The 25,195-nt window shown below is 61.4% G+C and carries 19 protein-coding genes; 12 read left to right on the forward strand and 7 right to left on the reverse strand.

Features of this window, described 5'->3' with window-relative positions:
- Positions 1 to 49 precede the first annotated feature (49 nt).
- The 12 genes from DSCA_RS15450 to DSCA_RS15505 all read left to right on the forward strand — a co-directional run bounded on the left by DSCA_RS15450 (position 50) and on the right by DSCA_RS15505 (position 18,451).
- Positions 50 to 2,749: a UPF0182 family protein gene (locus tag DSCA_RS15450; protein WP_155317275.1), complete on the forward strand. Its 2,700-nt coding sequence runs from the start codon at positions 50 to 52 to the stop codon at positions 2,747 to 2,749.
- A gap of 320 nt (positions 2,750 to 3,069) precedes the next feature.
- Positions 3,070 to 3,900: a universal stress protein gene (locus tag DSCA_RS15455; protein ID WP_155317276.1), complete on the forward strand. Its 831-nt coding sequence runs from the start codon at positions 3,070 to 3,072 to the stop codon at positions 3,898 to 3,900.
- A 7-nt stretch (positions 3,901 to 3,907) separates the two neighbouring features.
- Entirely contained in the window at positions 3,908 to 6,175 is a 2,268-nt protein-coding gene (mbhE, locus tag DSCA_RS15460; RefSeq protein ID WP_155317277.1) for a hydrogen gas-evolving membrane-bound hydrogenase subunit E, read from the forward strand.
- An 8-nt stretch (positions 6,176 to 6,183) separates the two neighbouring features.
- Positions 6,184 to 6,594: a Na+/H+ antiporter subunit B gene (locus DSCA_RS15465; RefSeq protein WP_155317278.1), complete on the forward strand. Its 411-nt coding sequence runs from the start codon at positions 6,184 to 6,186 to the stop codon at positions 6,592 to 6,594.
- A 1-nt stretch (position 6,595) separates the two neighbouring features.
- A complete protein-coding gene (locus DSCA_RS15470) occupies positions 6,596 to 6,979 on the forward strand; it encodes a Na+/H+ antiporter subunit C (protein ID WP_155317279.1) in 384 nt (127 codons plus the stop codon).
- On the forward strand, positions 6,976 to 8,475 hold the full coding sequence (locus DSCA_RS15475) for a Na+/H+ antiporter subunit D (RefSeq protein WP_155317280.1): 1,500 nt from the start codon (positions 6,976 to 6,978) through the stop codon (positions 8,473 to 8,475). The genes DSCA_RS15470 and DSCA_RS15475 overlap by 4 nt, the downstream gene beginning before the upstream one ends.
- Entirely contained in the window at positions 8,472 to 8,951 is a 480-nt protein-coding gene (locus tag DSCA_RS15480; RefSeq protein ID WP_155317281.1) for a Na+/H+ antiporter subunit E, read from the forward strand. The genes DSCA_RS15475 and DSCA_RS15480 overlap by 4 nt, the downstream gene beginning before the upstream one ends.
- Positions 8,941 to 9,261 carry a monovalent cation/H+ antiporter complex subunit F gene (locus tag DSCA_RS15485; RefSeq protein ID WP_197904804.1) on the forward strand — a complete coding sequence of 107 codons (321 nt, stop codon included), beginning with the start codon at positions 8,941 to 8,943 and terminating at the stop codon, positions 9,259 to 9,261. Before DSCA_RS15480 ends, DSCA_RS15485 begins: the two co-directional genes overlap by 11 nt.
- On the forward strand, positions 9,258 to 9,647 hold the full coding sequence (gene mnhG / locus DSCA_RS15490; protein ID WP_155317282.1) for a monovalent cation/H(+) antiporter subunit G: 390 nt from the start codon (positions 9,258 to 9,260) through the stop codon (positions 9,645 to 9,647). The genes DSCA_RS15485 and mnhG overlap by 4 nt, the downstream gene beginning before the upstream one ends.
- A gap of 440 nt (positions 9,648 to 10,087) precedes the next feature.
- Positions 10,088 to 15,817 carry an alpha-2-macroglobulin gene (locus DSCA_RS15495; protein ID WP_155317283.1) on the forward strand — a complete coding sequence of 1,910 codons (5,730 nt, stop codon included), beginning with the start codon at positions 10,088 to 10,090 and terminating at the stop codon, positions 15,815 to 15,817.
- Complete coding sequence (pbpC, locus tag DSCA_RS15500) at positions 15,814 to 18,144, forward strand: penicillin-binding protein 1C (RefSeq protein WP_155317284.1); 2,331 nt, start codon at positions 15,814 to 15,816, stop codon at positions 18,142 to 18,144. Before DSCA_RS15495 ends, pbpC begins: the two co-directional genes overlap by 4 nt.
- Positions 18,145 to 18,169: 25 nt before the next feature.
- Complete coding sequence (locus DSCA_RS15505) at positions 18,170 to 18,451, forward strand: hypothetical protein (protein WP_155317285.1); 282 nt, start codon at positions 18,170 to 18,172, stop codon at positions 18,449 to 18,451.
- Between the two features lie 34 nt (positions 18,452 to 18,485).
- On the opposite strand, the gene DSCA_RS15510 is transcribed toward DSCA_RS15505, so the two are convergent.
- The 7 genes from DSCA_RS15510 to DSCA_RS15540 form a co-directional block, all read right to left on the reverse strand.
- Positions 18,486 to 18,689, reverse strand: a complete 204-nt coding sequence (locus tag DSCA_RS15510; RefSeq protein WP_155317286.1) for a cold-shock protein — start codon at positions 18,687 to 18,689, stop codon at positions 18,486 to 18,488.
- Between the two features lie 178 nt (positions 18,690 to 18,867).
- The gene (locus DSCA_RS15515; protein ID WP_155317287.1) at positions 18,868 to 19,854 is read right to left on the reverse strand and encodes a peptidylprolyl isomerase; all 987 of its coding nucleotides are present in this window, start codon (positions 19,852 to 19,854) and stop codon (positions 18,868 to 18,870) included.
- Between the two features lie 202 nt (positions 19,855 to 20,056).
- Positions 20,057 to 20,923, reverse strand: coding sequence for a DUF3108 domain-containing protein (locus DSCA_RS15520; RefSeq protein WP_155317288.1), 867 nt, complete (start codon positions 20,921 to 20,923; stop codon positions 20,057 to 20,059).
- A gap of 30 nt (positions 20,924 to 20,953) precedes the next feature.
- Positions 20,954 to 21,850 carry an iron transporter gene (locus DSCA_RS15525; protein ID WP_231716504.1) on the reverse strand — a complete coding sequence of 299 codons (897 nt, stop codon included), beginning with the start codon at positions 21,848 to 21,850 and terminating at the stop codon, positions 20,954 to 20,956.
- Between the two features lie 214 nt (positions 21,851 to 22,064).
- The gene (locus tag DSCA_RS15530; RefSeq protein WP_155317290.1) at positions 22,065 to 22,541 is read right to left on the reverse strand and encodes a PilZ domain-containing protein; all 477 of its coding nucleotides are present in this window, start codon (positions 22,539 to 22,541) and stop codon (positions 22,065 to 22,067) included.
- A gap of 4 nt (positions 22,542 to 22,545) precedes the next feature.
- The gene (locus DSCA_RS15535) at positions 22,546 to 23,040 is read right to left on the reverse strand and encodes a SoxR reducing system RseC family protein (protein ID WP_155317291.1); all 495 of its coding nucleotides are present in this window, start codon (positions 23,038 to 23,040) and stop codon (positions 22,546 to 22,548) included.
- A gap of 44 nt (positions 23,041 to 23,084) precedes the next feature.
- Positions 23,085 to 25,130, reverse strand: a complete 2,046-nt coding sequence (locus DSCA_RS15540; protein ID WP_155317292.1) for a (Fe-S)-binding protein — start codon at positions 25,128 to 25,130, stop codon at positions 23,085 to 23,087.
- Between the last annotated feature and the right edge of the window lie 65 nt (positions 25,131 to 25,195).

A 25,195-nucleotide genomic window follows, 5' to 3' on the forward strand; every position in this document is an offset into this window, starting at 1 on the left:
ATGATTTGGCAGGCTTGTCCCCTGGCGGGTCTGGGAGAAAGGCGCCGCGTTGAAAACCCCCTGGAAAAAAAGAATCCTCATCACCGCGGCAGCCCTTGTTGCGATGGGGCTGGTGATTATCCTGCTCAACCTTTTTTTTGTCGACTTCGTGGTCGATTTCTGGTGGTTCCAGTCCCAGGGGATGACGGTTTATCTTCTCATGCGGCTGATCTACCGCTACCTCGTGTTTGCTTTTTTTACCGCGATTTTCTTCGGGTTCTTTACCGTTAATTTCTGGTTTGCATCCCGGGTCATCGGTGTCGCCGAAACGTCCCGGGACAAAAACGACAGGAACCTGGTCAAGACCCTGCACAACGGGTTGCGGCGGATGTACCTGCCCCTCTCCGTTCTGATGGCCCTGCCGATCGCCGCGCCCATGTACACCCACTGGGAAAAGGCCCTGCTGTTCCTCTTCGGCGGCGCCAGCGGCACGGCCGACCCGCTGCTGGGAAAGGATATCAGTTTCTACCTGCTGTCCCTGCCCGTTTACACCCTGATCCAGAAGGAGGTCCTGGTGGCCTTCATCATTCTGCTGGTGGGTGTGATGTTTCTCTACTGGTACGAAAGCCGCCTGCTGGCGATTGAGGATCAGGCGCTGCCGCGCATTGCCCGCGTGCACGTCAGCGCACTGACCCTGGCGACAGTCGCCATCGTCTGCTGGGGAATCCTGTTCGAACGATACCGCCTGCTCTACGAGACGGTCAATCTGCCCATTTTTTTCGGCCCGGGCTATGTGGAAATGAAGATCATCCTCCCGATGATCTGGCTCTCGGTGATTTTCCTGGCAGCGACCGGCATATCACTGGTGGTGAGCGTCAACCGGAAGGCGGGATGGAAACTGCCGGTGGTTTTCGTCGGGTTGTTTGCACTCAGCGTGATGGGAAAAAACGCCGACTTTTTCAACGACCTGGTGCGCAAATATATCGTCGCACCCAACCAGATTGCCCGTGAACGGCCCTATATCGATGCCAACATCCGATCGACGCTGGCCGCCTATGGACTCGATGCCATCCAGACCCAGGATTTCAGGACCCAGTCGACGCCCGCCTTTGACGCCGACGACCCGGCACTGGTGCGGCGCCTGCAGAACATTCCCGTCTGGGACCGCGAGATGCTGGGCAGCGTTTACGAGGAACTCCAGGGGATTCGGACCTATTATTCGTTTCCGACCATCGACGTGGATCGCTATACCGTCGAGGACAGCTACCGCCAGGTATACCTGGGCGCCCGGGAAATCCAGTTTTCCAAGTTACCCGAATCCGCACAGAACTGGATCAACCTTCACCTGCAATACACCCACGGTCAGGGGGTGGTGATGATTCCGGCCGCCCAGGCCGGTGACGAATTCATGACCTGGTTGATCAAGGATATCCCGCCCCGCTCGGACTTCGGGCTGTCCGTCAACCGGACGTCCATCTACTACGGGCTCGAGGACAAACCGTACGCGATCGTCCCCAATGATGCCGGAGAAATCGGCTCGCCGGTGGGCGACGATGAAGCCATCGTTCACTACGACGGCAACGGCGGGGTCCCTGTCAATTCGCTGTGGCGCAAGCTGCTCTTCTCCATGTACTTCAAGGACCGCAACATATTTTTTACGGCCAAGACCAACGATCGCAGTCGGTTATTGTTCCGCCGCAACATCCTGGACCGGATCACGCACATGACCCCGTTTCTGAAGCTCGACCAGGACCCGTACATCGTTTCGACGGCAGATGGCCTGTTCTGGATTCAGGACGCCTATACGACCGCCGATAACTACCCCCTGGCCCCGGCAGTGGAGGGAGGGTTCAACTACATCCGCAACGCGGTAAAAATTGTCGTGGACGCTTACCACGGGAAGGTCAGCTACTACGTATCCGACAGCACGGATCCCATCATCAACGCCTATCGCCGCATGTATCCCGGCGTTTTCCGGCCGCTGGCACAGATGCCCCCAGGCCTCCGAAAACACGTCCGCTATCCCCGGGATATATTTTTGACCCAGGTCGGCGTTTATGCCAGGTACCACCAGCAGGATCCGGAGCGGTTCTATCGTCAGGAGGATATCTGGGAATTTTCGAAAGTACCCCAGGGCCGGGACCTGGTGCCGGCCAACCCCTACTACCTGACCCTGGATCTGATTGAACCGGGCAGGGATGATTTTCTGTTGTTCATGCCCATGGCGCCCTTTGGACGTGACAACCTCCGGGCACTGATCATCGCCGGCAGCGACGGCGACAACTACGGCAAAATATTCGCATACCGTTTTCCGAGGGATCAGCAGGTCTACGGTCCCGCCCAGGTCCACTCCCTGGTCAACCAGGACATCGTCATTTCCGAACAGTTTACCCTGTGGGATCAGGAAGGATCCGAGGTGCTTTTGGGCAAAATGATCATCGAGCCCACGGGCGGATCCCTGCTGTATATCCAGCCGGTCTACCTCCAGGAGGAGGGCGCCTTGAAAATCCCGCAGTTGAAACGCCTGATCATGGCATTGGATGATGCCGTTGTCATGGCGCCCAGCCTGGAGGAAGCCGCGGTGATGCTGGAAGCGGAGTTGGCCCGCAAGTCGACCCGCCGAACTCAACCAATGCCGCAACCCACGCCGCCCGACGCCGCTGTGAAGCCGCCGGGCGGGGAATCATCGCCGCCGGCGCTACCAGACGCAAAGGTTCCCGGCGAGCCGCCTGCGGGTGACCCGAAGCCTGGCGACACCCCGCGTTCCTGAGGATTTACCGAACTGCCAGGCCCAGTTTCAGGCACGGCCATGGCAGCGGACAAGTCTTCTCAGGATACTGAAATGCTTGACATCGATCGAAAAAAGACCCACAATTCGTAGAACCGATCGCAGGGTTGGTCCTCCTTGCCAACCTGCTTTGAAGCATTCAGCTATCACTCACTATTGTTTTTGTGCCCCTGCGGCACTGAATTCATTGCGCACCAAGCGGACATCGGCCGACTCGATGAGGACGGATACTTCTCGGTGCCCATGCCCGCCAGTATATCGGCGTCGCTCGGAAAGCCGCGCCGCCCGAGGAGGTGTGAACCATGATTAAGCGAATTCTGGTCGGATTAGGCGGTACTCCCTTCACCAAGGTGAGTACGCAGTGCGCCACGGAATTGGCTCGCCGGCACGACGCTCAGACCACTGGTGTGACGGTGGTGGACCTCAGCAAGTTGGGCAAGGTCGGCCCCGTACCCGCGGGAGCGGGCATCTATGCCCAACGGATGCGGGAACGGCAGGCTCGTGTGACGAAGGAGGGAATCGAAGCCGCCATCGCCGCGTTTAAAAACCATTGCAGCTCGCAGCAAGTGGTCTGCCGGCGCATCGAATACGAGCAAAAGGACCCGTTCACGGCCATGATCGCCGAAGCCCGTTACAATGACCTGACCATTTTCGGATTGCGCAGCATCTTCGACTATGGGTTTACCAGCGACCCGGACAAGGCCATCGTCAAACTGGTCACCCAGGGGGTCAGACCGATTCTGGCGGTAGCTGAAAATTACCGCCCTGTCAAAAAGGCGTTGATCGCCTACAGCGGTTCCATGGAATCGGCCAAGGCCATCCGTCATTTCCTGCACTTGAAGCCCTGGCCCGACGTCAGGCTGCACATCGTGCATTTTAAGGAGAGAGCTGACACAGAACCCTTTCTGGTCAGAGACGCAGCGGATTTCTGCCAGGCGCACGGATTTGAAGTGCAGACCGACACGCTGGATGGCCAGGCGCGTAGCGACCTGATGCCGTTTGCCCGGGAGGTCGACGCCGATCTGGTGGTGATGGGTAACAGCGTACATAAGACCTTGATCAAGCAGTTGCTCGGTGACACCGTACTGGAGACCATCAAGTCGGCCGATCGGCCGCTGTTCCTCTCCCAATAGCCTGCTCATGCAACGACCCGATCATTCTGCACACGCCGCCGGCACCAGCCGTATCGGCCTTTTTTCCACAGCCCTTCCGCTTCTGCTGTTTGCCGGATTGTGCACCCTGTGGCCCCTGGTGGTGCGGGGTGGGGTATTCGTCGTGGAATGGCCCTGGGTGCCCAGCCTGGACATCGTGCTGCGCTTGCGCCTGGACGGTCTCAGCCTCCTGTTCGGCCTGATCATCACCGGAATCGGCTTCCTGGTGACCCTTTTCGCCGCCAGCTATATGGCCGGACATCCGCATACCGGCCGCTTTTTCGTCTACCTGCACGCCTTCATGCTGGCCATGCTGGGCATCGTTATGGCGGACAACCTGCTGCTGCTGTTCGTCTTCTGGGAAATAACCACCCTTTTTTCCTATCTGCTGATCGGCTTCGACCACGAATCGCATAAGACCCGCGACAATGCCAAACAGGCACTGTTGGTGACGGGCGGCGGCGGGTTGGCCCTGCTGGTGGGAATTTTGCTGTTGAAAACGGCCGGCGGATCGCTGACCCTAAGCGACTGGATGGCCTACGACCAGCAAATCCGGCAGCATCCGCTCTACGGGGCCATTTTTGTGACCATGCTGCTGGGGGCCATGACCAAGTCGGCACAGGTGCCCTTCCATTTCTGGCTGCCCAATGCCATGAGTGCACCCACGCCCATCAGTGCATTTCTGCATGCCGCGACCATGGTCAAAGCCGGCATCTATCTCCTGATGCGACTGCATCCCCTGCTGGGCGGCACGCCGGAGTGGATGGGCAGCATGGTGGTTATCGGCGGTGTCACGGCCATATGGGGGGCAATTCAAGCCGTGAGCCCCTCCGATCTCAAGCGCATGCTGGCCTACACGACGGTTATGGGCCTGGGCATTCTGACCATGTTTATGGGCGGGAACAACACCGCTTCACTGACCGCCGCAACCACATTCCTGCTGGTCCACGCCCTGTACAAGGCTGCATTGTTTTTAGCCGTGGGCAGCATCGACCACCAAACAGGCACCCGCCGTTTAGAAAAATTGGGCGGACTCTGGCGCGCCATGCCGCTGACCGCTCTGGCCGTGGCGACGGCCACCATGTCCATGGCCGGCTTCCCGCTCTTCTTCGGCTTCATCGGCAAGGAGATCATGTATCAGGGTGCGCTGACCGAAGAGATGTTTCCCCATTTCGCCACCACCATCACCCTGCTCTCCAATTCGCTGATGACCGCCGTGGCCGGCATCATTCTGCTGGGCCCCTTCACCGGCAAACGCCCCGAGCCACTGTCAACCGTAATCGAGGCCCCGCTGCCCATGCGCTTCGGTCCCGGCCTCATGGGCGGGCTTTGCCTGCTCTTCGGCATCATTCCGTGGTGGGTGTCGGACTACCTGATCCAGCCGGCGGTCCGTGCCTTTTCCGTCGTCGAAAATGAGGTTCACCTGGCCATCTTCCACGGCTTCAACACCCCGCTGTTGCTGAGCGTTGTCACCTTGACCCTGGGCGGGCTGGTCTATTTTTCCCGCAGAATCGTGCGCCCGGCCTTCGCGGCGGCCATGGATGCCATCCCCCTGACCGGCCAGCGCGGGTATGACAGCACCCTGAAGGGAATGCTGGCCACCGCCCACGCGGTGGCCGACGGTTTACAGAACGGATCCTTGCATCGTTATCTGTTGATCACCATCGGTGTTTTTGCGATCACCACCGCCGCAGTCTGGTGGCTGAACGCTGACGGCTGGGCCCTGTGGCTGCGGTCGGCAGACCTGCCGCTGTCCCACTGGCTGTTGGTTGCCGTCATGGCTGTTGCCGTTGTGGTGGTCGTCCGCACCCGGTCCAGAATCCTGGCGGTGGCTGCGCTGGGTATGGTGGGCGGCGGTGCCGCACTGGTCTTTTTGGTTTACGGCGCTCCGGATCTGGCACTCACCCAGTTGCTGGTGGAGACGTTGACCCTGATCATCGCCTCCATCGTTTTGCTGCGGTTGCCTCCGCTGTCAGGAGCGCCGGGCGCCGTTAGCGTCAGCCGGTGGGTGGATGGCCTGGTGGCCGTCGGCACAGGTATCGTGGTCGCCGCCCTGTGCATGGCCGTCACCAATGGCCCCATCGATCGTCAATTGACCGCTTTTTTCGAATACAACAGCTATATCGCCGCCCACGGACGGAACATCGTCAACGTCATCCTGGTTGATTTCCGCAGCCTGGATACCTTGGGCGAAATCACGGTGGTCGCCACGGCCGGTCTGGCCGGCTACGCCTTGATCGCCAAACGAAGGCAGTGAGGCAACCCATGCAATCCTATATTCTGATGGCGGCGACACGTCTGTTGGTCGGGCTGATCCTGGTTTTTTCCGTGTATCTGCTGTTCCGCGGGCACAACGCGCCGGGTGGCGGTTTCTCCGCAGCCCTGGTCGCCGGCACGGCCTTCGCCCTGTTCGCCATTGCCGCAGGGCCGGGCCCGGTGCGCAAGGCCCTGCGAATCAAGCCCACGGTGTTGATTGCCTGGGGCCTGTTGCTGGCCGTTGGTTCCGGCTTGATCGCCGTCATGGCCGGCCGGCCTTACCTGACCGGATTGTGGTGGACGCCGGCGGCCTTGGACGGTGCCTTGGCCGTGGGAACCCCCTTGTTTTTCGACATCGGGGTGTTTCTGGTGGTCCTGGGAACCATCTTGACCCTGCTGCTGAACCTGGAGGAGCGCTGACATGGAGGCCGTATTGGCGCTGTTGACCGGTGCGATGGTGGCCGGTAGTATTTTTCTGATGCTCAGCAAAAATCTGGTGCGGTTTATTTTCGGTCTCGTGCTGGCCAGCAACGCGGTGAACCTGTTGATCTTCGCCGCCGGTCGTCTGGAGACATCCCGACCGCCGCTGATTCCCCAGGATGCATCACATACGGCGGTGGCCGTGGCCAACAGCCTGCCTCAGGCACTGATTCTAACGGCCATTGTCATCGGCTTTGCCCTGCTGGCATTCATTTTCATCCTCTTTTTCCGTACCTATCAAACGCTCGGCACCGTGGATACCGAAGCCATGACCGACGCCGAACCTGCTGCCGACGACGATGCAGCGGGAGGGACACGACCATGAGCAGCGGTCTGGCTGCCCCCATCATCCTTCCTTTTGCAGTGGCGGCCATCGTGCTGCTGGGAAGGCGTCAGCCGACCTTCCAGCACGCCGCCAGCATGCTGGCGGCGGCGCTGCACCTGGCCACGGGCGCCTGGCTGCTGTATACGGTACATCATTCAGGGATCCAGGTGCTGCATGTCGCCGCCTGGCCGGCGCCATTCGGCATCGCGCTGGTAGCGGACCACCTGAGCAGCCTGATGGTGGTCATCACCGGTGTGATCTACACGGCGGTGAGCGTGTATTCCCGGGCGGATATCACCGCCGACCACCAGCAGCGGGGCTACTATCCGCTGCTGCACATTCTGGTGGGGGGGATCAGTGGCGCATTTCTCACCGGCGACCTGTTCAACATGTATGTCTGGTTCGAGGTCATGCTGATGGCATCTTTCGCCCTGCTGGTGCAGGGGAAGACCCGGGCACAGCTTGACGGTGGTGTCAAATACGTGGTCATCAACCTGATTTCGACCCTGCTGTTTCTCACCGGGCTGGGATTGGTCTACGGCATGACCGGCACGCTCAACATGGCTCATCTGCACGTCAAGCTCCGCATGGTGTCCGACCCGGGCCTGGTGGCCGCCGTGGCCGTGCTGTTCTTGACCGCATTTGGCATCAAGTCCGGGCTGTTTCCCCTGTTTTTCTGGCTGCCGGCCTCCTATCACACCCCGCCGGTGGCCACGTCGGCCATCTTTGCCGGCCTGCTGACCAAGGTGGGCGTCTATGCGCTGATTCGAACGTTCACCCTGATATTCCCATTTGAAGGCAACGGGCTGCGCACACTGGTGCTGGCGGCGGCAGCGGCCACCATGATCGTCGGTGTCCTCGGTGCCGCAACGCGCTATCAGATCCGCCGCATCCTCTCTTTCCATATCATCAGCCAGGTCGGCTATATGATCCTGGGCCTGGGTCTGTTCACCCCGCTGGCGCTGGCCGGAGCAGTGTTCTACCTGATTCACCACATTATCGTGAAAGCCAATCTGTTTCTGATCAGCGGCCTGATCCAACGCTACGGGGGGGCATTCGAACTCTCACGGGTGGGGGGGCTGTACCGCAGCCACGGTTGGATCGCCCTGTTGTTTTTCATTCCGGCCTTTTCGCTGGCGGGGTTCCCGCCGCTGTCCGGATTCTGGGCAAAAATGATCCTGATCCGGGCCAGTCTGGAAGCCGGGCAGTTCGTCCTGGCCGCGGTGGCCGCGGTGGTCGGGTTGCTGACCGTTTATTCCATGGTTAAAATCTGGAGTGAAGCCTTCTGGAAACCACACCCGAAGACCATTGAAGACGCTACCGGGACTGCACCGCCATTAGACGCCTGGATGCTGGCACCCGTCGTGGTCATGGCGGCGATGACCGTTCTTATCGGCCTGTCGCCCGAACTGCTGTACCAACTGGCCAGGGCCGCCGCCGAGGAATTGCTCGAACCCGGCGCCTATGTCTACACCGTGATCGGGACGATGCGATGAATCTATTTTTCATCAACACGTTTATCGCTTTGGGTTACATCGGCGTCCAGGGACAATTCAGTCTCTTCGGATTTATGATCGGCTTTGCTTTGGGATACCTGGCCCTGTGGCTTACCCAGCCGTTGTACGGCAGGTCGCGATACTTTCAGAGGGCACCGAAAACCGTCAGACTGGTCGGGTTCTTTCTGGTCGAACTGCTGCTGTGCAACCTGCGGGTGTTCTGGGACGTGATTACCCCGGGACATATCAGCCGGCCCGGTATCGTTGGCGTGCCCCTGAGCGCTGAATCCGACATGGAAATCCTGTTGGTGGCCAACCTGATCTCGTTGACCCCGGGAACCCTCAGTGTCGATCTTTCCGACGACCGGCGCACCCTGTATGTGCATGTCATGTATCTGGACGATCCGGATCGATTTCGACATTCGATCAAAACGGGATTGGAGCAACGCGTGTTGGAGGTGACACGTGATCATTGACCACCAGACCATCGTTGATCTGGCCAGTCGCCTGTCGCTGGCCCTGCTGATTGTGAGCATTGCACTGACGTTCATTCGGTTGGTCCGGGGCCCCCAGGCGGTGGACCGGGTGGTTTCCCTGGACCTTATTGCTGTCATGATCGTGGCCTTTATCGGCGCCTATGCGGTCCATGTGCGGGATACCTCTTTTCTGGACGTGGCCATCGCCTATGCCCTGATCGCGTTCCTGGGCACGGTGGCACTGGCCCGGTACCTGCTTCGTTCGCGCAGCCGGCCGGAGGATGGGCCGAACATGGGGGAGGAAGAATGAGTGCCGTCATCGCATCCGCGCTGCTGATCATCGGCAGCATTTTTTGCCTGGTGGCTGCCGTGGGCATGCTGCGCCTGCCGGACACCCTCATTCGCATGCACGCCGCCACCAAAGCCGGCACCCTGGGAGCCGGGTTCATCCTGGCGGCGGAAGCCGTCGTGGCCGCCGAACTGGGTACGACGCTGAAGGCCATCGCCGCCATTGTCTTCCTGCTGCTCACCGCACCGGTCGCCGCCCACTTGATTGGCCGGGCCGCCTACCATCAGGGGATTCACCTGTTCGAAAAGACCTGGATCGATGAGTTGGGGGAGCGCCTGCCGGGTGAACCGACCGCTGAAAAACCACCCTCCGATGCATCGGACACATCCGCAGCCGGCGATGAATGAGGATGGTTCATGGCCTGCGGCATCAGGAAGCCAGCCGGAGCGTTCCATCGGAAAACGGGTTGATCAGGTTGCGGCTGACGCTGCCCCCCTCCTTGACGCGGATCCGGATCTGGCTGTCGCGAATCCCCAATTCTCCGGGCTTCTTGCGTGCATGGGTGAAGAACCGGTCGACACGGGCCTGGACCCTTGTCGGATAATGGTTTCGAGCTCCGCGGAATCCGAACGGGAAGCCCGCCGCTGCCGTCCTGCCAAAACGCTTGTTTTCCGGGCGTCCCGTATGCCATATTGGGCATCATCCGATGGCGCCCCGGAGACAAGGGCGTACATCGGGTCTGTCTGGATGGTTCAGGGCCGCTTCGATCTGCATCTCGCCCGTTTACCACACGAACGATAACCACAACCGGGGCCGACAAATTACGCTCTCGGCCGGGAACAATACCATGAAAACGATTGCCCGCTTGATGGGCCTTGGATTGGGACGATTGTCCTACACCCCGCCGCCGTGGATGTCGGCCATCAACGCATTCAGAAGAAACAGACCGGCTGCATTCTGGATACTGATCCTGCTCCTTCTGGCACTTGCCCTCGGAGTCGGCTACCGCCTGACAATACCGGGTCCGCTGCAGGTCGTGGCCGTGATTGCACCGCCGGGCCCGCCTGCCGATGGGGAGAATCCGCCTCCCGATCCGCTGGTGGTTCAATTCGATTATGCGCCCGACGACCGCCAGCCTGACCGGCGCTTACCGGAAGTGGAGCCCGGCGTGGCGCGCATCGACCTGATCGGCAAACCGGTCAACGGCATCCGCATGAGCCCGGCCTTTCCGGGCCGATGGCAGTGGACGGACGACCGCTCCCTGGAATTCAGACCCGAAAAGGCCTGGCCCGCCGGCACCCGGTTCCGCATGGATTTCCCGTCCGGGATTTTCTCTCCCGAGACCCGCCTGAAAAAGGATAAGAATGAATTCGAAACCCCGGCGTTCGAAGCATCCATCGAATCCCTCGAATTCTACCAGGACCCCACGGACAGCGCCGTGCGCCGTGTGGTGGGCACCCTGTTCTTTTCTCATCCAGTGGATGGTCAAAGCCTTGAAGACCGCCTTTCCATGACCATGCGGCCCTCGGGGAAAGGGGTGCAGTCAACGCCTGAGGCGGTTGGCGTATCGGTGACCTATGACGACAGCCGGCGCCAGGCGTACATCTCCTCCGAGCCGGTCAGCCTGCCGCCCCAATCCAATACCATGCGGCTTACGGTGGGAAAAGGCCTGATGCCCGCCACCGGCGGGAAAGGAACACCCGCGGCCCTGACCGACACCGTTCTCGTCCCCGATCGTTACAGCTTTCTCAAGGTCAGTGAGGCCGGTGCCCGCATTGTCCCCAACGACCGGCAGGACCCCGAACAGGTGATTACGCTCACCTTCACCGATGAAATCGACGAAGACACCCTATCCGAAAAATTGAGCGTCTACCTGCTGCCGGAATTCAACCGCAAGCGCAACGTTCGCTACTGGAAAAGCCCCCGGGAGGTGACCGGCCAGGAGTTGGCTGCGTCCGAGCGGCTGACGCTGACAGCCGTCCCCAACGAACGTCCGGCGTCGACGACCTATCATTTTGTGGTCGATGCCCCGGAGAATCGCTACCTGTACCTGCGCATCGACGAGAACCTCACCTCGGTCAACGGATTTGTCCAGGCCGCTTTTTTCGATACGGTGATGGCCGCCCCCGTTTACCCCCGCCAGGTTCAGCTGGCCGGTGAAGGCTCGCTGCTGACCTATTCCGGCCGCCGGCACGTGGGCCTGACCGCCCGTGGGCTGACCGCCCTGAAGGTGACCGTTGGCCGGCTGCTGCCCGGACAGATCACGCACCTGGTCACCCAGACCGGCGGTGACATCCGGGATCCCTACTTTTCCAATCCCGGCTTCAAGGAAACCAATATTGCCGATTTTTCCCGTGAAATCATCGACCTGAAGCCCCTGCATCCCGGCAGGGCCAGCTACACCGCCGTGGACCTGTCCACCCGTCTGCCTGACGGGCCCAGCCCCTTCGGTCTCTTTTTCCTCTCCGTGGAAGGCTGGGACAAAACACGTCAACGGCCGGTCCACGGCGCATCGGACAAGCGGTTGATCCTGATCACGGACCTCGGCCTGATCGTCAAGAACAACGCCGACGGCTCCCATGCGCTCTTCGTCCAGTCCCTCAAGACCGGGCGGCCGGTGGCCGGTGCCGACGTCCGGCTGCTGGGCAGAAACGGGCTGCCCCTCTTCCGGCGAACGACCGGCGCCCGGGGCCATGTCGACATCCCCGTCACCCGCGACTTCAGCGACGAGCGACAGCCCTGCGTGTACCTGGTCGAAACCGCCACGGATACGGCCTTCATCCCCTTTGCCGGTCATTCCCGGCAGATCGACTACTCCCGATTCGATGTGGGCGGCGTGAGGGCACGTCAGGGACAGAGGGGAGAACTCAACGCCTTTGTTTTTACCGACCGTGGCATCTACCGGCCCGGTGAAACCGTGCATATGGGAATGATCGTCAAAAATGCCCCGCTGGACAATGTCACCGGCATCCCCCTGGAGGTGGTCGTCCGGGGCCCGCGCCACAACACGGTCAAAACCGAAAAGATCATCCTGCCCCGGAAAGGATTTTTCGATGTGACGTACGCCACCGGGGCGACATCCAACACCGGCCGCTACCGGGTATCCCTCTACCTGGTGCGGGACAACCACACCCGCGACCGCCTGCTGGGGTCTGCCGGTTTCACGGTGGAAGAGTTCGTTCCCGACACCATGAAGCTCACCAGCACCCTGGTCGACATACCGGCGCGTGGATGGACGACGGCGGACCATCTCACGGCCCGGGTGGCATTGACGAATCTGTTCGGCGCCCCGGCCCGGGAACGCCGGGTTCAGGCGCGCATCAGCGTCCAGCCCGCCCATTTCCGGTTCGAGGCCTTTTCAGATTACCGTTTCATGGATCCGTTCACGGATGCCGCCGAGAAACCACTGCGCCTGGACGAGACGCTGGCCCCTGCGGTCACGGATGCCGACGGCCTGGCCCGTTTCGCCATTCCACTGGACCGGTTTCGCGAGGGGACCTACCAGCTGGATGTCTTCGTGGAAGGATTCGACCCCGGCGGCGGCCGCAGCGTGTCGGCCCACAACCGCACCATGATTTCACCACTGCCTCACCTGGTGGGTTTCAAGAGCGACGGAGACCTGGGTTTTATCCATGCCGGCAGCGACCGCCGGGTGGACTGGATCGCCATCAGCCCCCATCTCACCCCCCTGCCCCTCTCCGGCCTGACCCTCAGACGCATGGAAATCCAGCACCTCTCCACACTGGTCAAACAGGCCAACGGCACGTTCAAATACCAGACCGTAGACCGTGAAACCACGATCGACAGCCGTTCCTTTGCCATCGCCCGGACCGGCACCCCCTACAGGCTGGCCACGGAGGTCCCCGGCGATTACGCCGTCGACATCCATGACGCGGATGGCACACGGCTGGCCCGCCTCACCTATTCCGTCGTGGGGCACGCCAACCTCACCGGACGCCTGGAAAAAGAAGCTGTGTTGCAGCTCAAGCTGGATAAAAACGACTACGCCCCCGGTGAGACCATCGGCCTGAGCATCACGGCCCCTTACGTGGGCGCCGGGCTGATCAGCCTCGAAAGCGACCGGATGCACGCCTTCAAGTGGTTTGCCACCGACACGGAAAGCACCCTGGAGACCATCCGCCTGCCCGACCATTTGGAGGGCAACGCCTATGTCAACGTCTCCTTCGTGCGCGATGCCGGATCCCGGGAGATCTTCACCAGCCCGTTGAGCACAGCCGTGGCCCCCATCACCATCGATCGCAGCCGACGCCGTCTGGACGTGGCCCTGCAGGTAGATGATCGGGTGCGGCCGGGGCGGGCCATGACCATCGGCTACACCACCGCCCGACCGTCGCGGGTGGCGATCTTCGCCGTGGACGAGGGCATCCTTCAGGTGGCCGGCTACGGGACGCCGCAGCCCCTGGACCACTTCCTGCGCAAACGGGCCCTGGAGGTGACCACCCTGCAGATGCTGGACCTGATCCTGCCCGAATACGACCTGATCCGTGAATTCATGCCCAGCGGCGGCGGCGCCATGCGCAAGGCACTGGCCAGCAACCTGAACCCCTTCGCCCGCCGGACCGACACGCCGGCGGCCTTCTGGTCCGGCATCGTTGACGGCGGCCCCCGGGAACGAACGGTCTCCTTTGTGGTACCCGACACCTTTGCCGGGAACCTCAGGGTCATGGCCGTGGCGGTGGGCGATGATGCCGTCGGCACGGCCACGGCGGACACCCTGGTGCGCGGCCCCTTCGTGCTTTCGCCCAGTGTGCTGCTCCAGGCCGCACCGGAGGACGAATTCACGGCGACGGTGGGCGTGGCCAACCTGGTGGAAGGCTCCGCAGAAAAGGCCGCCATCGACGTCAGGGTGCAGCCGTCGGAAAACCTGGAAATCGTCGGTGAAGACCGTGTCCGCCTGGTCGTCGACGAAGGGGGTGAAGGCCGGGCCGCTTTCAGGGTCCAGGCCGGTCGTTCTCCCGGCGCGGCCAGCCTCACGTTCCTTGCCCGACTGGGCGGGGAAGAGGGCCGCCGGACGGCCGGCCTCAGCATCCGGCCGGCCATGCCGTACCGCACCACCTTTGCCAGCGGCCATGCCGGGAACGGTTCGGTCGAGCTGTCCCCGTCCCGGCGCCTGTTGCCGGAATTGGCCGAGCAGCGGGCATCGGCATCGGCCAATCCCCTGGTACTGGTCGATGCGCTCACGGCCTATCTGGATCATTTTCCCCACGGCTGCACCGAGCAGGTGGTCAGCCAGGTGTTTCCCCTGGTGGGCCTGTTGTCCCACAAGGCCTATGGGTCCAACCTTACGGATATCGCCCGCCGCTTCAGTGTACTCATGGATCGGCTGCGGGAGCGGCAACTGGCCGACGGTGGTTTCAGCTTCTGGCCCGGCGGCCGTATCGCGGCCGACTTTCCCAGCGTCTACGTCATGCATTTTCTGATCGAGTCCCGGGAACTGGGCTACACGGTGCCGGCGGACATGCTGCGGCGGGGGACCGACTACCTGGATGAGGTGGCCTCCCGGGACACCGGTGACCTGGCGGCCGCCGGTGTCCGCGCCCAGGCCATCTACCTGCTCACCCGCATGGGCCGGACCACCACCAACCTGCTGGTCCACCTCCAGGAAACCCTGGAAAACAACCACACGGGCACCTGGGAAAAAGACCTGGCCGCCGTGTACATGGCCGCCACGTACCGGCTGCTGAAAATGGATGCAGATGCCCGGCGGCTGGCGGGCCGCTACCGGATGGGCACCGTAAGCCATGTCCCTTCCGGTGACTTCAACCGGCCCTTGACGCGGGACGCCCAGGCGCTCTACCTGCTGTGCCGGCATTTTGAACGCCTGGCCCGGCAAGTCAGCGGCGATGATCTCCTGCGGCTGGTCGACCCCATCTTCCAGGGAGACTACAACACCATCGGGGCCAGCTACAGCATCCTGGCGCTGGGTGCCTACGGACGGCTGAACCAGCCGTTGATCGATGCAGAGACGGTCCGCTTCAGCGTCGACACCGCAGCCGGCGACCGGCGGTCGCCGGACAGCCGCCCGGCCCCTTTTCCGACGGCGGTCTACGGCGTGGATGTAAAGCACATCGCCATGGACGGCAGCGGCCCCCTGTTCTACCTGAACGTCCAATCGGGCTTCGACCGAACGCTGCCCACCGAAGCCCTGCGCGACGGGCTTGAAATTCACCGGGAGTATACGGATGAGGCCGGCGAGGTGCTGGAGACCTTCACCCAGGGCCAGGAAGTCACGGTGCGCCTGCGCGTCCGCTCCCTGGAAAAACCGCGGGTGACCAACGTGGCCATCATCGACCTGCTGCCCGGCGGATGCGAGGTGATCCGCAGTTCGGTACCGCGGGAGGTCCGGGGATGGCAGGCGGACTATGTGGATGTACGCGAAGACCGCGTGATCTTTTACGGGTGGGTCGAAAACAGGGTCCGTGACCTGACCTACCGGGTCAAGGTGACGGCTCCGGGGGTGTTCACCGTGCCGCCGGCATTCGCCGAATCCATGTACGACCGCCGTCTGCGGGCATCCACGGCCGCGGGCCGGGTGACAGTGACGCCCGCCCCATGAAACGCGCGGTGATTTGTCTGGCGGCGGTCATGGGGATGGCCGCCGCCGTCTGGCTGCTGTGCCCCCGACCGGCCCTTGACGATTACTACCCCCGGTCGCGGGCCTTTTACGACACCCACGGCCGCCTGCTGCGCCTGGCGCTGGCCGCCGACGACCGCTACCGCCTGCACTGCCCCCTCGACCGCATCTCCCCGCGGCTGGTGGAAGCCACCGTCCTTTACGAAGACAGGGATTTTTACCGTCACGCGGGCGTTGATCCGGCGGCCCTGGCCCGGGCCTTCTGGACCACTTACATCACACGGTCACGCCGGGTGGGCGCCTCCACCATCACCATGCAGGTGGCCCGGCTGCGCTGGCGTTTGCGCTCCGACACGATCAGCGGCAAGCTGCGGCAGATCCTGCGGGCCCTGCAACTGGCCCGCCACTATGAAAAAGAAGAGATCCTGGAAGCCTATCTGAACCTGGCCCCCTACGGGGGCAACATCGAGGGCGTCCAGGCGGCCAGTCTGATCTATTTCAACAAGCCCGCCGGCCAGCTGAGCCTGCCTGAAGCCCTGACCCTGGCCGTGGTGCCCCAGAACCCCGTTCACCGAAATCCGGCCAACCCGGAGGGGTTCCAGCACCTGCTGGCCGCGCGGAAACGCCTTTTCGAACGCTGGCTGCGGTCCCACCCCCGGGACCGCGGCCTGAGCGCCTTTTTTGAACTGCCCATGGCGGTGCGCCGTTCGGCGCAATTGCCCTTTGAAGCCCCCCATTTCGTCGACCACATCGACGCGGGCAGATGGCGGCCAGGAGGCGGCAGCCTCCACACCACCCTCGATCTGAACCGGCAACAGACGATGGAAAGGATCCTCCGCGGACATGTGGCACGGCGCGCCGACGAAGGCATCACCAATGCGGCCGCCCTGGCGCTGGACACCCGCACCATGGCGATATCGGCCATGGTGGGCTCGGCGGATTTTTTTAATGACGGCATCCATGGCCAGGTAAACGGTGCAACGGCCAGGCGGTCGCCGGGCTCGACGCTCAAACCCTTTGTCTACGCCCTGGCCATGGATCAGGGGGTGATTCACCCCGCCAGCCTGATGAAGGACTCACCCCGGCGCTACGGCGGGTTCACCCCCGAAAATTTCGACCAGCGTTTTTTGGGTCCCGTTTCGGCCCACGACGCCCTGATTCTCAGCCGCAACCTGCCGGCAGCCGACCTGCAGTCACGGCTGGCCGCTCCGGGGTTCCACGGGTTTTTGAAACGGGCGGAAATCGGCAAGCTCGAACCGGCGGCATTTTATGGGCTGGCCCTCTCCCTGGGGGGCGTCGAGGTGACCATGCTGGAACTGGCCCGGCTTTATGCAGCATTGGCCAATGGCGGCCGATTGAGGCCCATCCGCATGCTCAAGGGACAGGACACGGAAACGCCTGCACAACGGATCCTGAGCCCGGAGGCCAGCTTTTTGGTACTGGACATTCTCAAAGACACCCCCCCGCCGGAGAGCCACCGGGTGCCGCGGTCGGTGGCGGCTGGCAACCAGGTGGCCTGGAAAACCGGCACCTCCCATGGATTCCGGGACGCCTGGGCCGTGGGTGTGTGCGGCGACATGGTCGTTGCCGTGTGGGTGGGCAATTTCAACGGACAGGGCAACCGGGCTTTTGTCGGCCGCACCGCCGCCGGTCCCCTGCTCTTCGACCTGCTGGAGGCACTGGTGCCCGAACGGGGATGGACCGTGTCGGATTCGGTTGACCGCGATCGGTTGAACCTCAAACGCATCGATGTGTGTGCCGCCACCGGGGCGTTGCCCGGCCGATATTGCACCCATACCCAAAAAAGCGAATTCATTCCCGGGGTGTCGCCCATCCGGGTCTGCACGGTCCATCGGGCGGTCCCCGTGGCGCTTGCCACGGGACGTCGGGCCTGCCGGCACATCCCCGGCCGGACGCGGATGGCGGTCTTCGAATTCTGGCCCTCGGACCTGCAGGCCATTTTCCACGCAGCAGGCATTTCGCTCAAAGGGCCGCCGCCCTATGCCCGTGACTGCGGCCTCGACCAGCAGGCCGCCACCGGACACGCCCCGGTGATCACCTCGCCCCAGGCCGAACTGGTTTACACTGTCATAGGCGACCCTCCCCAGAACCCGGGGATCCCCTTCAGCGCCGTTTCCGATGGGGATGTCCGGCAGCTTTACTGGTTTGTGGGCAACCGGTATGTCGGCATTTCCCGCCCCGGCCAGCCGTTCATATGGCAGGCCCAGAGCGGAACATTCGACATCCGTGTGGTCGACGACCATGGCCGGGCCGCCCGGGCTGGGTTGACGGTAGCGATGGTGCCCTGATTCAATTATTTTCCATGATCCCGGAATGACGGTGGATGGCGGGAGAATGCATCGGCCGGTTAAGACCCCGGCTGGTCATTGCGGGCGGACCTTTTCCGGATGCATCATTGACGGCAACAACTCCCGTGATAATCAGCTGCATTCAGAAAAAATGGTTGAGGCTGATATTTTCTTTGAGAAACAGGTGCAGCGGAATGACGATAAAAAGGGGAAAGGTAATGGCGATCCGCAAAAGATGGATGGGCGCGCCAAAAGTCGCGTTTCAGACGAATTCCTGAAAAAAACCGGGGCATCCTGCAATGGTTGACAGGGTGCCCCGGCTTGGATTCGACGCGATGGAATCAGGTTGTTTTTTTTACATTCTTGGCTTCAGGCCCGCGGTCGCTCTCCTCCACATCGAACATGACCATGTCCCCCTCGGACAGGGTCTTGAATCCCGACATGTCGATGGCGGAAAAGTGGACAAAGATGTCCCGGCCCTCTTGTTCGTTGATAAAGCCATACCCCTTTTTGTCATTGAACCATTTAACTGTTCCGTTCGCCAAAACACTGACCTCCTCTTCTCGAAAGTTCCCCTCCTAAATGTCCCTTTGCCTTAGTAGACGATACGCCGGCACATGGAAGATTGTCGCTCAGAAGATGTCAGTTCAGGGGGTTGCGGTTGCCAAGATATCATCCGAGAAAAATCATTAGCCAATGAAATATTCCTTGTCAAGAGAAAAACTACAGTGGAAACCGTTGAATATCCGCGTGTTCCTTCAGCTTCTCAAGGTAGGCATCGATCTTTTTCCCTTCCTCTTCCTGGCGCAGGCGTTTGGAAATGGCCTCCTTAACATCGTTGAACGCCATGGTCTGCTCCGCCTGGTGCTCGGTTGCGCGGATCAGGTGATAGCCGAATCGGGTTTTCACCACATCACTCGTCTGGCCGGGCTCGAGGGCAAAGGCGGCGTCGGAGAACGGTGGAACCATCTGTTCCCGGCTGAAAAAACCCAGGTCGCCCCCTTTGGCCTTGCTGGGGCAGTCCGAATATTCCTGGGCCAGGGCAGCAAAGTTCTCCCCATTGTCGACACGTGCCTTCAGCCCCTGAATCGTGGCCAGGGCGCTGGCCTGCTTGGTTTCATCGGCATTTTCAGGCACCTGTACAAGGATGTGGGAGGCCTTCACCTGCTCCGGTTTGCGGAACAGGTTGGGGTTCTCGTCGTAGAAAGTACGGACCTGCTGGTCAGATACGGAAACCTTCTGGAGGACCGCTTTATCGATGAGGGCTTTGATGGTCAGCCCCTTTCTCATCTGACCTTTGAGCATCTCCTCGGAAAACCCCATTTCCGTCAGGGCCTTCTGGTAGCCCGCCTCATCCTTGAATGCAGCCTTGAATTCGTCCAGGGCTTTGGCCACGAGGCTGTCTTTGACGTCGATCCCCATGGATTGGGACTGCTGCAGCAGCAAGGTGCGGTTGATCAGGGTTTCGCGGATGTCCCCCTCGTAGCGTTTCAGTTGATCGTCATTGACGGGACGGCCCTGGCGGGCCAGTTTCAGCGAGACCAGTTTCATTTCGCGATCCAGGTCCTTGCGAAGGACGTCGGCATCATTGACCCGGGCGATCCGTCCGGCAGGTACGTCTGCGGCTACCATCGTTTCGGGAACGAGCAGGGCGGTCGCCATCAGGGTAATGGCGGCGACCATAACGGTTTTGAGCATATCAAAGGTCATCAATTTCTCCTTTTAGGGTTGGGGGATGTCAATACCCCGGATGCCGGCCGATGGTAATCACCCCGTTGTCGGCCGGCATGGGTTGTCACGTGAAGGATGCGGGTCATCCGGCACGAAATGGATTTCGGCGTCATGGTTAACATTTTTCGCACAACACCGGGCGGTCTTTTCCTGCAGCCATCGCTGCACATCGTCCGCCATGTCATTCTATTGAAGCATTATTCCGGGGCGACGGACCGGTTCCGGTCATGCTCACCAATTCTCCTGAGAAGCTGCCCACGATCACCTTGCTTTTCAATTTTACCGGCAGGCGGCGATGGTCCGCAGTCACCCATAGCTGAATTTTGGCATCCGGGCTTTTCTCGAAAACACCCCCGACATGGGCCAGGTCCGGTTCAATGAGAAGGGTGTCAAAAATTCCTGCCGGGACCCGTATCCTTTCCCGCCGGACCACATCTGCGGCACCCAGTACGTGTTTTTTTCCATCGGTCACCGCCCGCTGGATACGGCCGCCCACGACCAGGTCCATCGACCGGGACCAGTAGAAAATGGACAGGGGATCAAAGGTGCCGACCGAGATGGGTACCGGTTCCCGGGCCTGGCCCCTGTTGACGTATTGGGCCGTCATCGCCTCCCAGTCGAAGGAAACGGTGATGTCCCGCCGGGTTCGGCCCTCATGCTGCTTTTTGCGGTACAGCAGCGACTGGCTCATCGTAACGTCAGACCACGCATCGACGCGGTCCCGGATCATGTAAAAGGCGTCTATAAAGCCATTGGACCGGGCTGTCAAAACAAAATGATAGGCGTCGATCCCTGCCATATGCTCCTGGGGCAGCACTTCCAGGACCGCTTCGCCGGCCGGGATAATGGTCCATTTCAGGGCAAAGGTCAGTCGTTCACCCGGTTTGAACGCCTGGCCGGCCGGCATCGGCGGATCATCGGGCCATGCGGTGCCGGCAACTGACAGCCAGACGACGGCAGCCAGCCAAACGGCAGCCAGACCGTGGCCGGAAGCCGCAATCGGTTCCCGGTCCACCGTTCGATCGGATCTGGGGTTTTTCCTTGTCATGGTAACGTCTGAGTATGGCGTGCTCTGATTTCAGCGGCCGTCGACGGGTGCTGAACGCATCGTTACGGGCCGGCGACGTTTTTTCGTCCATTGCCATAGCCGGTAGGCGTGCGTAAAGGCCATGGCGGCGACCAGCCGGGGAACCCACAGCCAGAACGGATGAATGCCCAGGGGCAGGAACAGCGACGGGTCTTCGACGATGGCATGGTTGATGCCGATGGACACGTGCAGGGGCTTGAGTTGTTCCGATGGAAGCCGTCGATCCCGGGTTTCGTCCACGATGACCGCGCCGCCGTAGGTGATCCCGAAAACCGCGGCCGTCATCCACAGCATGCCCACCTGCCGATCCAGGCCCAACAGCCCCAGAAAAGGTTCGATGAAGCGCATCACCTTTTCAATGAGGTGGTACTGCTTGAGCATTTCCATGAATATCATCAGGCCCGTGATGATGATCATTATTTTCAGACTCAACCAGCCCATGGCCGCCGCCCACCCTTTCATGGCCGGCCAGAACTCAGCAGGGGGTGCCGCCGACGGGCCGCCGACGGATTTCTGAACCGTTTCCGGCCCCAGCATCCAACCCACCATGGTGACGGTCAGCACAGCAGCCACCAGCCGGACAGAGGTGGCCATCCATGCGGGGCAGCCGGACTGGTGCTGCACCACGCCTTCCTGAATCAGACTGTGGGCGATGAGCAAAAACACCGCGATCAGGGTCATCTGGTCGACGGTAAACGGCAGGACCGACATGGCGGCAATGGCACCGTAAATGCCGGTCAGCAGTCCGGCCAGCAGCGGCAGTGCGGCCATGGCCGGCAGATGGATCGCGCCCATCAGCGGTTCCAGAAACCCGTCCATACGGATGAGCCAGCCGGAATAATCCAGCAGAAACGTGGCAAAGGAGACCGGCAGGATAATCTTTAACATCCATACAAATCCCCGCCACCCTTTGACGGCACCACGTTGAAGAATCGTTTTATGGGAAGGCGGAATCAAAGTCACGGCAGCATTCCTGTCAAGTAAACGTTTTCGATAACAGTTCTGGATCCGGTTCTATATCACAGTTTGATGGGCAGGGCACGGATTGAAATGCATGCGGGCGCAGCGGGAAAAACGGCCGTAACGCATCCGGCAGAAGCGATCACGGCATCAGGTAGAATCCCAGGGCGGGGTCGTCCGGCTCGTTGGGGTGAAAGGAGGCCCCCACAAAAAGGCCGCTGACATTGCGGACGATGACGCGTTTTTCCATGGGCGTCCGCTTGCGGTCGTCAAGGCGGAATTCGATCAGCAGGGTAGCCCCGATGGGAAAGGCACGGGGAACGGTCATTTTCAATTTCAAGCCGGTTGTGGAGATATCCACCACCTTCACCAGGCCGGTGTCCTCGGCGCCCCTTTCTCCCAGCAGGGTGAATCTCCCCGGCAGATCGGAACCTTTGCGATATTGCTTCCGCTTTTCCAGCTGGCATCGGAATTGGTGGCCGCAGGTACAGGTGCAATTGACCATGATCTTCTTTTCGGTCGTGGCATACTGACTCACATCCGCTGTTTTGGCCTTACCGCACTGGGGGCAATTGAAGGTAGCGGTGTTGCTGCTGGAGATGAATACGATCTGGTCCATAGGATTATGCTTCCGTTCCCGGCAGGACCAGCGCTTCTGTTGACAGGGGCTGGTGTCCCCTGACCTTGATGATTTCCGGCTTGTAGCTGGCATTTTTGGAAAGTCGCCGCCCGGTGATGCGAATGACAATGAATGCCAGCCCGAAAAACAGGAAGCCGAACAGGGCGGAAAGCCCGGATGGATCCATGCTCCTCATGCCCGCCACGGTCTGCCCGAGCACCGCACCGGCAATCATGGCCAGAATCGGGAAGACGTAGAGCAGGAAAGTGGCTTTCAACAGGGACGACGTCTGGATGTTTAAAACGATCCGGTCGCCCACCCGGGCGTCGGCCGTGTTGATGGCCTCCACCTTCATTTCCATATCCTTACCGCCGCCTTCACCCTGGCAGGTATCCCTGGAGGAACAGGACGCACAAGCGCTGGAACGGGTGGTTTTTACCCACGCAGTGCCCGACCCGTCCGTTCCCATTTTGAAAACAACACCTTCTTCGGTGGCCATAAACGTCTCACTTTATTTGGTTGAATCGACCGGCATGACCATGATCACGCGTTGACCGCGTCCCGGATGGGTTCCGGCGGCCGCTGGCTGTCCGCATCCCGGTAACAGATAAGACCGCAGTTGAGGCACCGGGCGGCTTCTTTCCGTGCAGCTGCCGTATCAAACCCTTTTTCCAGCTCCATCAACTGAGCCAGGTCACGGCTGCTGGCCAGGGGCATGATCTGTCGCCGGCTGGCCTTCACGGCTTCCACGTGGTCCACGTTCTGGATGGCCGTATCCGGCTTCAGGACGTTGGCGGACAGTTCCAGGGGAATGTCGTAAATCAGCTTGTGAACGGTGGCGGCGGCCCGGCGGCCGGCACCGATGGCCTTGATGGCACCGCTGAAATCGGTCAGGGCATCGCCCGCGGCAAACATCCCCTTCCCGTCGGCATGGGCCGGCTGTTTGTATGGCGGTACGGCTGTCCAGGCGGTCGGGCGCGCCACCTCGTCACCGACCGGGCGGGTAAAGACCAGTTCGGGAAAACGACCTGCTGAAAAAACCAGTGTCTGCGCCGGCAACGGAAAGGAGTCTCCGGTTGCCGCATCGAGCACCTCGATGCCGGTGAGCGCCTCTCCGTCGCCGGACAGGCGCGTGACAGCACCCGACACCACGCGGGCGCCGGCGTCTTCCAGGGCCGCCACAGTCGCATCATCAGGCATTGTCCTGAAGATAAAGGTAATCGTCCTGGCACCCAGGGAGCGGGCTTTGGTCAGGGCGTCACCGGCCAGCCCTTCACCGCCGAAAATCACTGTGTCGTCGCCGCAGGCCACCGTCCCATGCCCGTCCTGGCCTGAACGCAGGAGATCCAGCAGCAGGAAGCCGCCGGGAAGCGGGGCTTCGACGGTTTTCTCGGCACCACGGGCCAGGCGGCTGTCCCAGCCGCCCGAGGCGAGCAGGACCGCTTCGTAACCCTCGTCCAGAAGGCCGGCCACGGTAACGTCCCGGCCCAGCATCTGGCCGGTCCGGGCTTCCACGCCCATCTCCAGGATGCCGTCGATATCCCACTGGAGAATCGCTTCCGGCAGCCGGCATTTGGCGATGGCGGTATTGAGCAGTCCGCCCAGGCGGTCCGTGCCTTCGAAAACGGTGGCGGCATGGCCCAGCCGGGCCGCGAAAAAAGCGGCCGAAAGGCCCTGGACCCCCCCGCCAGCCACGGCGATTCGCCGGCCGGTATCCGGTGCCTTGAACGGCTGGATGCGTTCGCTCCGGGTACGTTCGTAATCGGCGGCAAAGCGTTTCAAAAAGTTGATCGCCACCGGTTCGTCCACGTACTTGCGCCGGCAGTCGTTCTCACACGGTCGCGGACAGATTCTGCCGATCACCGTGGGAAAGGGGTTGCGTTCCTTGATGGTCTGGACGGATCCGTGATAGTCGCCGTCGACAATTTGCTGGATGTACAGGCTGATGTTGATACCCGCCGGACAGGCGCGCTGACAGGGCGTGGTGCAGTCTTCGGCGGTGTATTCCTTGAGGATTCTTCTCGTCACCGACGACAGGGTGATGATGTGTTTGGGGCAGACCCGCTCGCAGGTGCCGCAACCGGTACATTTGACCTCGTCCACCACGGGAAGCCCCTGGGGCCCCATGACAATGGCGTCGAAGGGGCATGCGGCGGCACAGGTGCCCAGGCCCAGGCAGCCGATGTTGCAGACCTTCATGCCGCCGGCGAGCAGGGCGGCCGCCCGGCAGTCGTTCAGTCCGTCGTAGGTATATTTGACATCCGCATCGGCCACCCCATAGGTGCAGCCGGGCAGGGCAATGTCCGGTTCCTTGGCCTCCACGCTGACACCGAGAATAGCGGCGATGGCCAGGGCCGTTTCGTCACCGGCGGCCACGCAGGAATTGGGCGATGCCTGACCGGCGACGATCGCTTCGGCATTGGCACTGCAGCCGGGCAGGCCGCAGCCGCCGCAGTTGGCGCCGGGCAGCACATCCTCGACGGCAACGATTTTAGGATCCACGTATACGTAAAAAATTTTGGAGGCCAGTGCCAGGCCGATTCCAACCGCGAGTCCCAGTCCGCCCATGAGAATAATCGCTATGGTCATGTCAACACTCCTGTGATTCCACCTTGCATTCAGACGCGACCGGTGGTGGTGGCGTCGCCGGGTCC

It is taken from the genome of Desulfosarcina alkanivorans (genome assembly GCF_009688945.1).
Classification (GTDB): domain Bacteria; phylum Desulfobacterota; class Desulfobacteria; order Desulfobacterales; family Desulfosarcinaceae; genus Desulfosarcina; species Desulfosarcina alkanivorans.